This is a genomic window from Chryseobacterium sp. CFS15 (assembly GCF_031118795.1).
GTDB classification, from domain to species: domain Bacteria; phylum Bacteroidota; class Bacteroidia; order Flavobacteriales; family Weeksellaceae; genus Chryseobacterium; species Chryseobacterium indoltheticum.
Genome location: NZ_JAVHYL010000006.1, coordinates 206,066 through 222,196, shown reverse-complemented (window position 1 = coordinate 222,196; position 16,131 = coordinate 206,066). Strand labels below are relative to the sequence as shown.

Here is a 16,131-nt window from a genome sequence, read left to right as displayed (position 1 = left end):
CTGATTCATTAGAAAATAAGTTTAAAAATGTTAGTCTAAAATTGAAATAAATTTTTTTGAAATACTTTGCTTCCGCTATTTTTTGGAAGAGAGAATCTTAGGTTTTCCTTTTTTAATTAATATTTAATAACACTTAAAATAAAATATGATGGTAAGAAATGTACAAATTAAAGCATACCAAATCGGTTTGGTTTTTAAAAACCGAAACTTAATTGAAATCTTAAAAGAAGGAAATTATTGGATTTTCGGAAGTAAATCTGTGGAAATCTATGAAACGAAATCTCAGTTTAAAGCAGGAGAAGATTTGAATCTTTTGCTTAAAAATGAAAGTCTGGCTTCAATGCTAGAAGTAGTTGAGGTAAAAGATGGCGAAATGGTTCTGGTCTATGAAAACGGTATTTTCAAAGAAGTATTGAATGTAGGGCAATACGCTTTCTGGAAAGATGTTTTGAATAGAGAATTTCAAAATATAGATCTGACAAAAGTAGAAATCACAGAGAAAATTTCTAAAACAATTTTGGAAAATTTAAAATTGAAAAACTTTGTAAGAAAATTTGTTGTGACCAATCAATATAAAGGACTTTTACTAATTGACGGAAAACTGTCAAAAGTTTTGGAAGCCGGAACTTACTACTTCTGGAATAACGAAATTTCTATTGAAATTAAAGCAGTTGATACAAGAATGCAGCAAATGGAAATTGCCGGTCAGGAATTGTTGACAAAGGATAAAGCGATGCTTCGTATCAATTTTTATGTGCGTTTTCAAGTAGAAAATATTGAGAAAGCATTGATGAATAACAAAGAATACGATAAGCAATTATATATTCTGATGCAGTTGGCTTTGCGTGAATTCGTCGGAGCTTTAACGTTGGACGAATTGTTAGTGAAAAAAGATTCTGTAGGTAAAGAAATTCTGGAAAATCTTGGAAACAAAGCCGGAGATTTAGGTTTAAAAGCTTCTGATGCCGGAATCCGTGACGTGATTTTAACAGGAGAAATGAAAGAAATCATGAATCAGGTTTTGATCGCTGAGAAAAAAGCTCAGGCAAACAGCATCATGCGTCGTGAGGAAACAGCTTCCACAAGAAGTTTACTGAACACCGCAAAATTGATGGAAGAAAACGAAGTGCTTTGGAAGCTGAAAGAAATGGAATATATGGAGAAAATCGCTGACAAGATTGGAGATATCACCGTGTCCGGAAATAGCAATATTGTTTCTCAGCTGAAAGAAATTTTTGCTAAATAACAAAGACAGATTTTCATCTTGAAAATCTGTCTTTACTTGTTATAACCAAGAAAGAGTCCCGAAGGGACGATTTAGCAAAGGATTGGATAAAATCCAATTAAAATCAACATACAAATCGCAAGATTTTTTTAATTTTCTTTCAACCATTCCTCATAAGAAATCACTCCCAATTCCGGTTTTCCATCACCTTCCAGAATTGAAATAAATTCCAGTTGATTTCCATCCGGATCATTAAAATAGATCGCCAATGCAGGCATCCATGCAAAAACCATGGGCTCATCAATTCCGTCTTTCAAAAAATTATAAGGTTTTAAATTCTTATTTTTTAAAAACTCAACCGAATAGTTCAAAATATCCTCTTTGTCAGCAGAAAAGGCAAAATGTCTCGTTTGGAGATTTTCTTTCTGTTCCCACAAACCAAGCATCGCTTCTTTGTTTTTTCCGATCCATAAAAATACAATCGGACGAGTTTCATCTTTATGAGCAAATTCCAATCCTAATACTTCAGTATAAAATTTTACTGAGCTTTCCAAGTTGCTTACCTGAACGTGAGTTTCATATAATCCTTTTATCATAAATTTAATTTTAATGTACACAAAGCTAGACAACGAATTTTCAAAAACTTCAAATGGGTAATTCCTTTATATAAAATGAATGATAGACAGATTGTATTTGGTTATTAGTTTTTAAATATTCAAACATTATTTTGTCATTCACAGCGAAACGAAGTGTAGCGTGGAATCTGAATAATTACCAATACTTTGCTGAAATTCCTACGGAAAGACAACTCTTTTTAAAATTGCTTCTTCATTTCATCCCTCGCAACGATAACACAATCAATTTTTCGCAGATAAAATCCTCTTAAAAACAGTTTGTAACAAAATAAAGCTTTACGTCTTTGCGATTTTCCAACAAAATGAAAACTTTTTTAAAAATCTTCTCACTACGCAAAAACACTGCGCAAGACCACTATTACTTTGCATAAGAAATCAGAGAGGAAGTGATAATCTTCCAAAATGTTTAACAAAAAAACAGTAACCATGAAATTTAATTTTTTAAGAAAAGAAAATAAAGTAGTGACCAACTACGAAGGTGCAAAAGCTTATACGATGACACCTGCAGAAGAGCTATATAGTGCTGTTGTTACAACAGGATTATCAAACACAACCTATGAAAAAGGAAATGACAGATTGGCGAGAATCCAGTCTCTGATTCAAAAAAACGAACCAGATTTCGTTGCGAAATTGGCAGTTTATGCGAGAAAAGAGATGTACTTGCGTTCAATTCCTTTGGTTTTGACGACCGAATTGGCAAAACAAGCTTCAGGTACAAATTTGGTAAGCAAAACCGTTGACGGAGTGATCCAAAGAGCAGACGAAATCACAGAATTGCTGGCGTATTACCAATTGGCAAATGAAAGAACAGAAACTAAAAAGTTGAATAAACTTTCAAAGCAAATTCAAAAAGGTTTGGTGAAATCTTTCAACAAATTTGATGAATACCAATTCGCAAAATACAACAGAAAAGCAGAAGTTACTTTAAAAGACGCTTTGTTTTTGGTTCACCCAAAAGCAAAAGACGAAAATCAACAGGCAATTTTCAACAAAATCGTAAACGATGCGTTGGAAACTCCATACACTTGGGAAGTTGAACTTTCCGTTTTAGGTCAGACAAAATTTGCTGATGAAGCAGAAAGAAAAGCAGCTTTCAAAAACAAATGGGAAGAATTGATTTTCAGCAACAAACTGGGTTATATGGCAACGTTGAGAAACTTGCGAAATATCTTGGAAGCGAAAGTTTCATCAGATGCGATGTACAAAGTGTGCAACTATCTGTCGGATGAAAAAGCGGTGAGGAATTCAAAACAATTGCCATTCAGATTTTTGGCTGCGTATAGAGAATTGAAAACGATCGATTCACCTTACTTGTCATCAATTTTGGAAGCATTGGAAGATGCCGTGATGGCGAGTGCAAAAAACATCAAAGGTTTTGGTTTCGCTACTTCGGTGGTGATCGCAGCAGACGTTTCCGGATCGATGCAGAAGCCTATTTCTCCGAAATCTAAGGTCTTGTTGTACGATATCGGTTTGTTGATGTCGATGATGTTGCAGTCACAGTGCAAAAATGTGGTTTCAGGTATGTTTGGTGACCGTTGGAAAAGAGTTCCAATGCCTAAAAACGGTATCCTGAGAAACGTAGATGCATTCTACAAGCGGGAAGGTGAAGTGGGTTATTCCACAAACGGTCATCTTGTGCTTGAAGATTTGATCAACAAGCGAGAAATTGTTGACAAAATTATGTTATTTACCGATACTCAAATGTGGGATACTGGTGGATTTACCAATGCTTTCGAAAACTCTTGGAGCCGATACAAAAAAATCAATCCGAATGCAAAATTGTATCTGTTTGATTTGGCAGGTTACGGAAAACCACCGTTGGATGTTAAGAAAAATGATGTCTATCTAATCGCAGGTTGGTCCGACAAAATTTTCGATGTATTGAATGCTTTGGAAGACCGAAAATCTGCAATAGAAATAATTAAAAAAGTAGTGCTGTAAAAGGCACTGCTTTAATTACAATAAATTATAAGTGATAAATGATGAGTGTGATTTTTATCCTGAATATTACTGTAATTTAGGAGCTTAATCCCGCTTTCCACTATATCTTTTTCGCCAGCGCTTTTTTCAAGCCATTTCAGAAAAAGGATGCCGTTGCAATCGGGGCTAGTAAATGCAAGATAATTATGATAAAACTCATTAACACAATAGAAGTTAGCCCATTAAAATATTCAAAAGAAGAATATGAACTGCCTGAAGCCTCTGATTATCCAGATGCAGACGATTGGTATAGAAAATGGGAAGAAGTGATTTCTAAATTAGATCTTGGTTTTCATACTATAAAAAAAGATTCTTATTTAGTCGACATAGAAACCATAGATGAAGAAAATTTACAAATGATTTTAGAAACAAATCTTCAGGAAATTGATTTAGAGAAGTTTGAGGATGAAGTTCCTATTTTTGATGGAGGCATTGTTTTGACCGAAAATGATAAAATACTCATTGAGCCAAATTGTTGCGGGGATATTGGAAATATAAATGAGTGGCAAAGGATATTAGATAATAACACTTCCGATTGGTCAGATTTATGGATAGGTCACCCGTGGATTTTTTATAGAATGCAAAACGGAAAAGTTCAATTTTCAGATTATTCAGATTTAAACGTAAAAGAATTTACAGATATAAAAGTAATATTCGAAGTTGATGAATCCGAATTGAAAAATGAATTAGATAAAATGAAAAAACACCAAATAAAATTTAAACATAGAATTACAGAAATTCTAAAAAAGATGAAAATTGATAATGCGGAAAAAATTTCGGAATTAATGACAGGAGTAAAATAATCGACATAGGAAATGTAGGCGTTAAGAAAATAAGCTATACGAACGTTAAGAAAATTCTACTGTTTGAAGCGCAACACAGATATCGAATCGAAAAACAAATATTGAATTCGCGCAAGTTTTAGAATTTTTAGAGAGTATAGATTATTTTTAGCCGGAGTTTCCAAGTCTTGAATTTTTGGTTCTTTTGTTTCAAGGCAAAACGAACAAAACATAAATATTCAAAATAAATTTCAACTGCGTAAAAAGAATGCGCACTAACGCAATAATTTTGCAATAACAAATAACAAATAACAAATAACAAATAACAAATAATTAAGTGTCGTAAAACAGAATTTCTTCGTTTGGGGACAGCAATACAGGTTCGAATCCTGTTCTCGGAAATCCGAGATGGCGTAATTGGTACCGCTCTGTCGGTAAGTCTCTGTTTGATTTTTTACCTTACTTTAAAATATCCGATGCCGTAAAAAAGAGTTTCTTCGACCTTACATAGAATTTAAAACTCTTTTTAAAAATTGCTCGGTTTTAAAAATATAAAAAAATCAAGTGTCGTTTTAGAATCATACTTCGATATTAATCTTTGGGTCGCGGGTTCGAATCCTGCCTTTTCCTTAAAAACGGAAGAGTAGCTCAGCCGGTAGAGCAAAAGCACTGAAAGATTCTATACTTTTTACCTTGATTTAACAATAAAGAGTGTCGTTGAAAAGACTTACTTCTTGGTGTAATTTTGGTTCGAGTCCAAACGATCTTGGAAAAAATTGGGAAGTCTTTCAATGAGTTACCTCTTTTAAATTCAGTTTAAATAAAGAGTGCCGTAAAGAAAACCTACTTCGGTAAATCTTATGATATTGGTTCAAATCCAGAAAATAAGTGTTAAAACTTATTCGTGGTTTTCTTGCCATTTGCCTCTTTTTAATTAAAATAAATCACGTGGAAATACCAGTAAATTTTATAGATTTTTTATATTGGATAAGGGAACGAACAGAAACTTTATGGTCAAATGAAGATGATTGTCTTAAAGGATTTTACGGTGCTAAATGGCAACCGCTAAGTGAGGAACAGATTGATTCTATTGAATTAAAATATGCCATCAAATTTACATCAGAACATCGTGAATTCCTGAAAATTCTACATGCAATTGATAAAAAAGAAATTGTCGAATACGAAGAAGATGGCAAAATAATTTCTGAGGAAGGTACTTTCTTTTACAATTGGTTGGAAGATGAAGAAGAAATATTAAAAACAATGAAAGAACCTTATCAATGGATGTTTGATGATATTGATTCTGTGAATAAAGTTTGGCTAAAATCATGGGGGATAAAACCAAAATCTGCTGAAAAAAGAAAAGAAATTTTTGATAAATGGTTTTCTAATGTACCAAGTTTGTTACCGTTGACGGGTAGTGTATTTGTTGTAAGTGATGAAAATCTTGAGTGGCAACCAATTCTTTCTGTTAGAGGTTCTGATATTGTAGTAATAGGTTGGGATTTTAGAACGGGTTTATTAAATGAAATTAGAAATCATCTTGATATTTACATTGATATTTTTGATGAAGAAGACCAAATGTTTTATCCTGAATTATTGCCAGAAGTGCAAGAGATTTTTGATGAAAATATAATGTATAATAAAACAAAAGATGTTCCTTACCTCAAAGAAATGATGCTTTATTGGTCTTCCGGATGGAGTGGTTTTGGACTAAATTATTTTCCAGAAGGAACAAGAGGGCATCCTATCACAAAAACGTTTATTGCTGAAGAAGAAATTTAAAAATAAAAAAAACAAGTGCCGTAGAATAGTGTTACTTCGATATCACGACGGGGTCGCGGGTTCGAGCCCCGTCTCTTCCACCAATAAAATACAATTTCTATTGGGAGAGTAGCTCAGTTGGTTAGAGCACGATACACTTTTGACTGTTGCCTTGTTTAAAAAAATAAAAGTGTCGTAGAGAAAAGATACTTCGTCTCACTCATGGGGAGGAATAGCGAAGCCGGTAACTCCGGCAAGGCTATCCGGTTCGACTCCGGCTTGACGTGCCCCGCATTCTTTTCTTGATTTTTACCTTTTATCCTTTCCGAAATTCGGAGAGGATTTTTTTATTGAAAGAAATGATGTTTTGTGTTTTTTTTAATCATAAGTTTATGAGGCAAAAAAACTAAAAAAAATAACAAGTATGGAAAATAAAAAAGGAGGAACATTTTTCTTCGCCATCATCGCAATTATTGTAGGGGGTGCATTATGGAAGCAGATTGATTTTAGAACTATGACAGTCGACAAAACGGCGTTGAGTATTGTCTATCTCTGCACTTTTTTATTTTCTGTTTTCTTTTTAATCAGAAGTCTCAGACATCGAGGTCAGAAATAGAAGAATAGAATGTTAGATTTTATTTCCCTCTTTTTTCCAAAATTTCAATCCTTTCCAAAATACTGGAGAGGATGTTTTTTTGCTCAGAAGAAAGATAGCCGGAAATTTTATACACTTCTTTTTTAGAATAATTTTCTTTTGCAATCGAAGAAAGGTATTTCAGATTTCCTTCTTCCAAATATAATAGCGTTTCAGGGTTTTGCTTTAAAATATTAGATTTTGTTAAAAATAAGAAGTCTCCTAGATTGTAATTTGATAAAAGCAATGTGTTTCCTGTGAATTCATAGATTAAATCAATATTTGCTAATGCTTTTTGCAGTGAATTATATTTAATATTATTATCAATGTTATTTTCTTGATAAGGTAAATCAGAATTAAAAGATAACTGGAATTTTTCTAAATTTTCCGGGTTATTTAAATCATCAATAGTTAAAGGAACTGTTAAAAATTTATCCAAATCAAGATTGAAGTAATGTACAACAGTGAGCAGAGTAGATATTTTAGGTTCTGATCTTCCTTCTTCATAAGCGCCTATAACGCCTCTGGTTAAATCAAATAAATCTGCGAATGCTTGTTGACTTAAACCTTTTGCCTGTCTTATTGTTTTAATATTAGCTCCGAAAAAACTCATGTGTTCTAATGTTTTTTGCAAATGTAATATTAAATTTAATTAATTTGCTAATAATATTTGCAATTTGATTAAATTTTATTATATTTGTGTACAATCAGTCAAAAATAAGTAAATAAGTGAAGTTTTTATATCATAATGCTTTAAATATTTTATTTAAATTGGTAATTGTTATGAATTGATTAATTTTTAAAAAAAAACGCATATGACCTATCATGAATTTTTAACTACAGCTTTTTCGCCGGTTAATACAGTTTTGAGCGTGCTGCTGATTTTGTCTGTGATTTATTGGCTTTTTACCATTATCACAGGTTTGGATATTGATGTCGGGATTGATGCTGATTTTGATGCAGATATAGACAGTCCGGATGGTCATGTTCATGTTCCGGATGATGCCTCAGGCTGGCTTCAGTTTTTGAAGTTTCTGAATCTTGATATTGTGCCGATTACCTATTTTCTCACATTGTCACTTTTGTTAACATGGTTGGGTTCATTTTATATCGAAGCATTTTTATCTTTAGGATTGTGGGTTTCTGCTTTACTTGTGATTCCTATATTTTTAGTAAGCATGTTGTTGACTAAATTAATTTTAAAACCTTTGAATCCTTTCTTCAGAGAAATTAATCATAAAGGTGAAGTTTCTCACGATTTTCTTGGCAGACAAGGAAGAATGAAATCAACAATTCATGGAGTTAAAACCGGAATGCTTGAAGTTTTTATAGGAAATGACCCCATGATTTTAATGGTGAGAAGTAAAGATGGAGAGGTGATTAATCACGGAACGGTTGTGTATATTGTAGATGAAGATCGGGAGAAAAGAATTTATTACGTGGCAGAAGAAATAAGATTTTAAACAATGAAATAATGATCGCTTTTTTTATGATACTTTTTATTAAAATTCTAGACTGTTTTCTTTAAAAATTAAAAGTATTGACTCATGATGAAATTTTGTTATCCGTCCCAAAAGGAGGCAGAATTTCTTAAGAACCTCTTCAAAATTACTCCATTTAGGGTTGGGGAAATGATTTTGATGATTTAAATAAATTAAAAACACATTAAAATAATAAACTATAAAAATATGAATACACCTTTGATTGTTGGGATTGTTGTCGTTGTGGTAGCATCGCTCGGATTGATTTTCTGGATTTTATCAATGTATAAAAAAACCGTTCAGGGAATCGTTATTTTAAGAACCGGTTATGGAGGAACGAAGGTTTTCTTCAATGCGGGAATCGTAATTCCGGTCATTCACCGAATGGAATCTATGGATATTTCGGTTAAAAAACTGGAAATCGCCAGAGAAGGAAAAGCTGGGTTGATCTGTAAAGATAATATGAGAGCCGATATTCAGGTGGCTTTCTTTATCAGAGTCAATAAATCGGCAGATGATATTGTGAATGTGGGGCAGACGATTGGTTGTCAGAGAGCTTCTGATATCAACACGTTGAGAGAATTATTTGAAGCCAAATTTTCTGAAGCTTTAAAAACGGTTGGTAAAAAGTTTGAATTTATTGAATTGTATGAAGCAAGAAGTGAATTCCGTCAGGAAATTTTAGATATTATCGGAACAGATTTGAATGGTTATGTTTTAGATGACTGTGCGATTGATTATTTAGAGCAGACAAAAATCGAGAATTTAGATAAAGACAATATTTTAGATTCTGAAGGGATTAAAAAAATCACTGAATTGACGGCTAATCAAAATATAAAAGCCAATCAGGTTCGCAGAGATGAGGAAAAGACGATTACCAAGCAAAATGTTGAAGCGCGTGAAGCAATCTTAGAGCTTGAAAAACAACTGGCTGAAAAAGAAGAGTCTCAGAAAAGAGAAGTTGCAAATATCAAAGCCCGTGAAAATGCCGAAATTCTTAAAGTTGATGAAGAAGAACGTCTGAAATATGAAACTGTTCGCATCGCAACAGAAGAAAAACTTCAAATCGCCGAGGAAAACAAACAAAGACAAGTCGTTATTGCAGCTAAAAATAAAGAACGTGCAGATCTGGTAGAAACCGAAAGAGTGCAAAAAGATAAAATGCTTGAGGCGACAGAAAGAGAAAGAATTGTTTCTTTGGCTCAGATCGAAAAGGAAAAAGCAATCGAATTGGAGAAGAAAAATATTCAGGATGCGATTCGTGAGCGTTTGACAATGGAGAAAACCGTAGTTGAAGAGCAGCAGGGAATTAAAGATCTGGAAGCTTTCAAAACAGCAGACAGAACAAAACAAGTGGAAATTACTTTGGCGACTCAGGAAGCTGAAAAGAAATTAATCCAAGAAACGAGAGCCGCAGAATCCAGAAAATTATCTGCTGAAAAAGATGCTCAGAAGTACGTCATCGAAGCTCAGGCGAAAAGAGATGCTGCGGAAAAAGAAGCAGAAGCGCGTAAAATTATTGCCGATGCAAAAGCGAAGGAAGAAGCAACGGTTGGTTTATCTGAAGCTCAGGTGTTACATGCAAAAGCTGATGCAGCCGAAAGACAGGGAATTGTAGAATCGATTGTTATCGAGAAAAAAGCAGAAGCTGAAAGAAAAGAAGGTATCGCTCAGGCTGAAGTTATTAAAGAAAAAGCATTTGCAGAAGCAGCCGGAATTACCGAAAAAGCAGAAGCAATGAAAAAACTGAACGATGCAGGAAAAGATCACGAAGAGTTTAGATTGACTTTGGCGAAAGAAAAAGAAGTGGAATTGGCGCAAATCTCAATTCAGAAAGATATTGCTCAAGCTCAGGCTGGCGTTCTTGCGGAAGCGTTCAAGTCTGCGAAAATTGACATCGTCGGTGGAGATAATACTTTCTTTGATAATGTGATTCGTCAGGTTTCTGCAGGAAAAGGTTTAGATAAATTCATCAGCCACAGTGAAAATGCGACTTTGGTAAAGGAAAATTTACTGGGTGACGGTGAAAACATCATCGGCAAAGTAATGGGAATGGTTGAAAAATATAATATTTCCTCAGAAGATATCAAAAATATGAGTATTGCAAGCCTTATCTTCAAACTGAACGGTGTCGCCAATCAGCAGGAAAAAGGACTCCTGTCCAGAGCAATGGATATGGCGAAAAATTTAGGTATCGAGCAAAAACCGATCAGATAAATGAAAATGATTTGAAATTGAACAAAAAGTCCCAAAGGGACGATTTAACAAAGGATAGGATAAAATCCTATCTATAAAATTAATTAAAAACTCTCATTGTGTGATTTTCAATGATGCTTTGAGAGTTTTTTTCTAAAAAATAAATGTTTCTAAAAGCATTTTAACATTACGATGCTAGTCTAAAATCTAGCATCTAACATCTAATATCTAAAATATGTCAGAACAATTAAATTCAGGGACATACGAAATTATTCAGAACCGTTTGAATGAGCAAAAAAATGACCTCATCCAAAGGCTTCAGAAGCTAAACGAAAACCGTAAAGACATTTTCGGCGGTGTAGATTTTTCACTTATTGCCAATGAAAGAATTTCTACGGAACACAACTGTGTCGCCAAAGATATTTTTTCGCTGAATGACATTTTGATCTTTGGTTCGAATGCGCATTTAGGTTTACAGACGGAAATCAACATAACCGATGTTTTTTCTATATATAAAATAAATAACAACAGTTTTGAACCTAAGGATTCTTCATTAATTGGAGATGAAATTTTTATCGACGAGTTCAAAAACCTCTATAAATATTACAGAAATACTTTTTTTGCGCGCTTTCATTTTACCGAAAACTATCTGTATATGGTTTTTCAGTTGTCTGAAAGTACTTCCGACATCAAAGCTTTCAAATGGCTGATTAAAGAAGACAAGCTAATTTATATTGATTCTCGAAGTGCTTCAGAAGTCAATTATCCGCCACAACATGGTTTTGCATGGACGAAAGCAACGAGAGATATGCAGCGAGGAGGGAAGTTTCCGCATGTTTCTTTGGCTGATAAAGTTTTTGTAGAGTCGATTGGCGGTGATATCACGATAAAAATTGAAGACAATACCGATAGTGGGAAAGGAATTTATTCTGAAGATGTTGTTCATAAAGATCAGAACCTCGACGATGCTGAAATTCATTTTTGTGATCTTGATAATTTGGTTTTATTTAAAATTAAACCTTATCAGGAATCTGAACGTTATTTTATTTATAATCATAAAGAAAAAATAGTTTCAAGAGTTGATACTTTGAAATTTTCGACAGTTTTGCTTCCTGAAAATCAGGGGGTGCTTTTCTCAAACGGTTATGCGTTGCAGACGGGTGGTCTAAAGGTGATTTCTCAGGATCAGAATAGACTTCATTATCTGAAAACGATTCCGGAGCCGAATGGTGAAAATTTCATGTATGTTTTTTATGATGATAAAACCAACAATTATCAGCTGATTTCGTACAATATCATTACGCAAACTATCGAGACACCTATTCGTTGCAGCGGTTTTTCTATTTTAAATGATGGAAGATTAATTTATCTAAGAGAAACTCTTGAGACCACCAAACATCATTTAGCTCAGATTTGGCAGACTCCATATTCGAAAGAATTATTACCGAATACCGAAAAATCAGATACACTTCTCTATAAAATCGGGAACAAAGATATTGTAAGAGTAATGGCGGAAAGCCAGGAGCTGATTACACTTTTAAATAAAAAAGATTCTTACAGCGGTTTGTATGACGATATTGTCAAGCTTTCCACTACTATTTTGGATGCCTATTATTTCCTTGGTGATGATGAGGTTGAAAATCTCGATCAGCCTTTAAAAGAAATCAGGAATATTGCTCATTCTGCCATCAATGAATATGAAAAAGTTGTCGAGCAAAAGAAAAATACTTCCGAAGCGGTTGAGAAGATCAAATTGGCCTGTGAGAAAATTTTAGATGATACCAAAAGAATCAACTATTCTCAACTGACGGAATATATTGATATGCTTTCGCAAATCAGAGCTTTACGTGGTGAAATTACCGGAGCACGAGATTTGAAATATGTGGATGTTGCTATTCTTGATTCTTTAGAAAAATCACTTTCAGAGCGTTCAGAAGAACTTTCAAATGCATGTGTGAATTTCCTGCTTCAGGAAGATTCTTTGTTGCCTTATCAAAACAGAGCGCAGCAAATTTCTGAAAACATCATCAACTTACAGAAAGCAATCGATGCTAAAACCATTGAGGAAGAAATCAATAATTTATCTGGACAGCTTGAGCTTTTGGTGGATATTGTCAATAATTTAAAAATTGAAGACACTTCACAATCTACGCAGATTATTGAAAATATTTCGGTGATTTTTGCAAGATTAAATCAGGAAAGATTAGAGCTTTCAAAAAGGAAAAGAGAAATTTCCGGTAAGGAATTGTCTGCGGATTTTCAGGCACAAATGACGTTGTTTGATCAGTCGGTGATCAATTTTCTTGAATTGTCTCAAACTCCCGAAAAATGTGATGAATATTTAACCAAACTTTCCATCCAGCTGGAGGAAATGGAAACAAAATTTGTTGATTTTGATGAATTTATCGAGAAGATTGGTGAAAAAAGGGAAGAAGTTTACGGGCATTTTCAAAATAAAAGAGTTCAGTTAACAGAATTCCGAAACAAGCGTACTCAGAGTTTATATGATTCTGCGCAGAGAATTTTAAAATCAGTTCAGACGAAAGGCGAGTCTTTTGATTCTGAAAACGAAATCAACGGATATTTTGCTACCGATTTAATGGTGGAGAAAGTGAGAGATATTTCCCGACAGTTGATGGAGTTTGAAGATTCAGCCAAGGCAGAAGAAATTCAGACTTTATTGAAAACTTCTCAACAGGAAGCGGTCAGAAAGCTTAAGGATAAAAAAGAAATCTATGCCGACGGTGACAATGTGATTGCTTTAGGTGATTACAAATTTGCTGTAAACCGTCAGAAATTAGATCTTACTTTGGTGTTGAGAAATGCGCAGTATTATTATCATTTAACAGGAACCGGATTTTATGAACCGTTGAATTTTGAAACCATTTCAGATTACAAAGAAGTTTGGAATCAGGAATATATTTCTGAAAATTCTAAGGTAAAACGTTTCGAATATCTAGCATGGAACGTTTTTTCACTGAATAAAAATATCAATACAGAAGAGCAGAACAGAAATATGATTCAGCAGTTTATGACTGAGCATTTTGGAGAAGGTTTGGTAAAAGGAATTCACGATGAAGATGCCTTGACGATCGTTTCAAAACTCCAGCAACTGCATAATGAGTTGGGGTTGATGCAGTTTACCCCGACAGAAAGAGCTTTAGCGCAATTATTCTGGTATTTTCTGGGTGAAGAAAAAAAAGAGTATTATCAGAAACAGTTTGATGCTGCGGCATTGGTTTCAAAATCATTTACGACGGATAAAGGCTTTCAGTATCTTAATGATGAATTATCGAGTGAGATAAAATCATTTGCTCTGGCTAATCATATTTTTGCTGAGGTAAATTGTCTGAATGCTGCACTTTATTTAAGAAAAGAAAACAAATCAGCGTTTTTGGTTTCAGAAAAAGCGGGTTTGTTATATAATTCATTTTTAAAAGATCTCAAAGAAAAAGGGAAAGACCTCGAATTTATCGATCAGCTTGATGCGTTGAAAAAATATCCTGCTGCTTGTTTTTCTATTGCTGAAAGCGCTTTGAATGCCTTTTTATTTAATTCAGAATTAAATTTTGAAGATGATATTAAAAAAGAAACGGCTGTGTTTTTTGTAACGCAGCATTTCGATGCTAAAAATATCCTTCATATCGCTTATGAAACGGTTCTTAAAGGTTTGAAATCTATAGAAAAAGATCTTGACTATAGTTTAAATTATTATGAATTTACAGCTCGTTTGTCTAATTTCAATGAAGTGGTTGTTCCAAAATACAAACAGCTTCAGGAATTGAAAGCAAAATGGGTGAATGATAAAAAGAAAAGTCTGAAAATTGATACTTTCAAATCTCAGGTTTTAAGTTCATTTGTACGAAACAGATTGATTAATGATGTTTACTTTCCGTTGATTGGAGCCAATTTGGCTAAACAATTAGGAACGGTTGGGAATGATAAACGTACCGACAGAATGGGAATGTTGCTTCTCGTTTCACCTCCAGGCTACGGAAAAACCACATTGATGGAATATATGGCAGATCGAATGGGATTGGTTTTCATGAAGATTAATGGTCCGTCAATCGGTCACGATATTGTTTCCACAGATCCGAGCGAAGCTAAAAATGCAGGAGCAAAACAGGAACTTGAAAAGCTGAATTTAGCTTTGGAAATGGGTGATAATGTGATGTTATATCTCGACGATATTCAACATTGTAATCCGGAGTTTTTGCAAAAATTTATTTCTTTGGCAGACGGACAGCGAAAAATTGAAGGAATTTATAATGGTGAAAGCAAAACGTATGATTTAAGATCAAAACGTTTTTGTCTTGTGATGGCCGGAAATCCTTACACTGAAAGCGGTGAGAAATTCAAAATTCCTGATATGTTGGCAAACCGTTCCGATACTTATAATTTAGGTGAAATTTCTGGCAGTAAAACTGAATTATTTGATTTGAGTTTGATTGAAAATTCTTTAATGTCAAATGATTATCTTACCCGACTGACCCAGTTTGGAATGGAAAATCTATATCATCTGTATGAAAGTATTAAATCTAATTCGCCAACTGTAGATTTGTCAGGAAACTTTAGTTCGAATGAAATTTCAGATTTTAGAAAGGTGCTGGAAAATATCTTGAAAGTAAGAAATATCGTTTTGAAAGTTAATAAGCAATACATTGTTTCTGCAGCGATGTCTGATGATTATCGTAACGAACCGTCTTTCAAACTACAAGGTTCTTACCGAAATATGAATAAACTCATCACGCAGATTCAGCCGATTTTAAAAGAGGAAGAAGTAACGCAGATTGTTTTAAATCATTACCAAAATGAATCTCAAACGTTGACAACAGGAGCAGAATCTAATATGCTTAAATTGAAAGAGCTGATGAATATTCTTTCGGAAGATGAAACTTTGCGTTGGCAGGAGATCAAGAAAACATTTGTGAAAAATAAGACGCTCAAAGGCTTGGGTGAAAATGACCGAATGACCCAGGTGATTGCATTATTGGCGCAGTTCAGCGAAGGTCTTGATGGTATAAAAGATGTTTTAAATAAAAACTAAAAACAAAAAAACACTACTCAAAGTAGTGTTTTTTTTGCTATTTGCCTGAATCACTTTGTAATTCTTCTTCTAACAATTTTCTCCATTTTGCAAAAGTCGTTCTGCTAATGTTGTACTTTGTCGACATAAAACTTGTAGAAAAACCATGTTTTTTTTGATAGTTCAGAAGTTTCATCATGGTCTTCTTGTCGTACGTTTTAAGCTGCTGATTCGTTTTTGAAGTCTCTTTGTTTTGCTTAAAAAGCTTCTCGTTCAGCTTTAAAATATCTTCTGTAGAGTCTAGTTTGCACAGCTGTTCCCTTATTTTAGGGCATTTCAGCTTTTCCGGGTGCTGCTGCTGTAAGAGATCTTGGTAGATCCTGTTGTAATTTGGTCTCATAAAAT

The 16,131-nt window shown here is 33.8% G+C and carries 11 protein-coding genes; 8 read left to right on the top strand and 3 right to left on the bottom strand.

From position 1 onward, the window contains the following. The first annotated feature begins 145 nt into the window (after positions 1 to 145). The gene (locus OH814_RS11940) at positions 146 to 1,246 is read left to right on the top strand and encodes a slipin family protein (RefSeq protein ID WP_308828303.1); all 1,101 of its coding nucleotides are present in this window, start codon (positions 146 to 148) and stop codon (positions 1,244 to 1,246) included. Positions 1,247 to 1,374: 128 nt separating this feature from the next. On the opposite strand, the gene OH814_RS11935 is transcribed toward OH814_RS11940, so the two are convergent. Continuing rightward, the gene (locus OH814_RS11935) at positions 1,375 to 1,821 is read right to left on the bottom strand and encodes a VOC family protein (RefSeq protein WP_308828302.1); all 447 of its coding nucleotides are present in this window, start codon (positions 1,819 to 1,821) and stop codon (positions 1,375 to 1,377) included. Positions 1,822 to 2,286: 465 nt separating this feature from the next. On the opposite strand from OH814_RS11935, the gene OH814_RS11930 reads away from it, so the two are divergent. The 4 genes from OH814_RS11930 to OH814_RS11915 all read left to right on the top strand — a co-directional run bounded on the left by OH814_RS11930 (position 2,287) and on the right by OH814_RS11915 (position 7,005). Next, positions 2,287 to 3,804: a TROVE domain-containing protein gene (locus OH814_RS11930; protein WP_308828301.1), complete on the top strand. Its 1,518-nt coding sequence runs from the start codon at positions 2,287 to 2,289 to the stop codon at positions 3,802 to 3,804. Positions 3,805 to 3,989: 185 nt separating this feature from the next. Further along, complete coding sequence (locus OH814_RS11925; RefSeq protein WP_308828300.1) at positions 3,990 to 4,646, top strand: hypothetical protein; 657 nt, start codon at positions 3,990 to 3,992, stop codon at positions 4,644 to 4,646. A gap of 927 nt (positions 4,647 to 5,573) precedes the next feature. Further along, positions 5,574 to 6,410, top strand: a complete 837-nt coding sequence (locus OH814_RS11920) for a hypothetical protein (RefSeq protein ID WP_308828299.1) — start codon at positions 5,574 to 5,576, stop codon at positions 6,408 to 6,410. Between the two features lie 403 nt (positions 6,411 to 6,813). Beyond that, a complete protein-coding gene (locus OH814_RS11915; protein ID WP_066680366.1) occupies positions 6,814 to 7,005 on the top strand; it encodes a hypothetical protein in 192 nt (63 codons plus the stop codon). Between the two features lie 19 nt (positions 7,006 to 7,024). On the opposite strand, the gene OH814_RS11910 is transcribed toward OH814_RS11915, so the two are convergent. Further along, on the bottom strand, positions 7,025 to 7,636 hold the full coding sequence (locus tag OH814_RS11910) for a helix-turn-helix transcriptional regulator (protein ID WP_308828298.1): 612 nt from the start codon (positions 7,634 to 7,636) through the stop codon (positions 7,025 to 7,027). Positions 7,637 to 7,838: 202 nt separating this feature from the next. On the opposite strand from OH814_RS11910, the gene OH814_RS11905 reads away from it, so the two are divergent. The 3 genes from OH814_RS11905 to OH814_RS11895 all read left to right on the top strand — a co-directional run bounded on the left by OH814_RS11905 (position 7,839) and on the right by OH814_RS11895 (position 15,747). Next, positions 7,839 to 8,486, top strand: coding sequence for a hypothetical protein (locus OH814_RS11905; RefSeq protein WP_308828297.1), 648 nt, complete (start codon positions 7,839 to 7,841; stop codon positions 8,484 to 8,486). 225 nt (positions 8,487 to 8,711) lie between these two features. Continuing rightward, positions 8,712 to 10,721 (top strand): SPFH domain-containing protein, encoded by a 2,010-nt coding sequence (locus OH814_RS11900; RefSeq protein ID WP_308828296.1) that lies wholly within the window; start codon positions 8,712 to 8,714, stop codon positions 10,719 to 10,721. Positions 10,722 to 10,935: 214 nt separating this feature from the next. Continuing rightward, positions 10,936 to 15,747: a DNA repair ATPase gene (locus tag OH814_RS11895; RefSeq protein ID WP_308828295.1), complete on the top strand. Its 4,812-nt coding sequence runs from the start codon at positions 10,936 to 10,938 to the stop codon at positions 15,745 to 15,747. Between the two features lie 37 nt (positions 15,748 to 15,784). Here the strand turns inward: OH814_RS11895 and OH814_RS11890 are convergent, their stop codons facing one another. Then, complete coding sequence (locus tag OH814_RS11890) at positions 15,785 to 16,126, bottom strand: hypothetical protein (RefSeq protein ID WP_076562581.1); 342 nt, start codon at positions 16,124 to 16,126, stop codon at positions 15,785 to 15,787. Positions 16,127 to 16,131: the final 5 nt, after the last annotated feature.

Coding starts and splice junctions, on each gene's coding strand:
- OH814_RS11940 (WP_308828303.1), top strand. CDS start 146: ATGATGGTAAGAAATGTACAAATTAAAGCATACCAAATCGGTTTGGTT.
- OH814_RS11935 (WP_308828302.1), bottom strand. CDS start 1,821: ATGATAAAAGGATTATATGAAACTCACGTTCAGGTAAGCAACTTGGAA.
- OH814_RS11930 (WP_308828301.1), top strand. CDS start 2,287: ATGAAATTTAATTTTTTAAGAAAAGAAAATAAAGTAGTGACCAACTAC.
- OH814_RS11925 (WP_308828300.1), top strand. CDS start 3,990: ATGATAAAACTCATTAACACAATAGAAGTTAGCCCATTAAAATATTCA.
- OH814_RS11915 (WP_066680366.1), top strand. CDS start 6,814: ATGGAAAATAAAAAAGGAGGAACATTTTTCTTCGCCATCATCGCAATT.
- OH814_RS11910 (WP_308828298.1), bottom strand. CDS start 7,636: ATGAGTTTTTTCGGAGCTAATATTAAAACAATAAGACAGGCAAAAGGT.
- OH814_RS11905 (WP_308828297.1), top strand. CDS start 7,839: ATGACCTATCATGAATTTTTAACTACAGCTTTTTCGCCGGTTAATACA.
- OH814_RS11900 (WP_308828296.1), top strand. CDS start 8,712: ATGAATACACCTTTGATTGTTGGGATTGTTGTCGTTGTGGTAGCATCG.
- OH814_RS11895 (WP_308828295.1), top strand. CDS start 10,936: ATGTCAGAACAATTAAATTCAGGGACATACGAAATTATTCAGAACCGT.
- OH814_RS11890 (WP_076562581.1), bottom strand. CDS start 16,126: ATGAGACCAAATTACAACAGGATCTACCAAGATCTCTTACAGCAGCAG.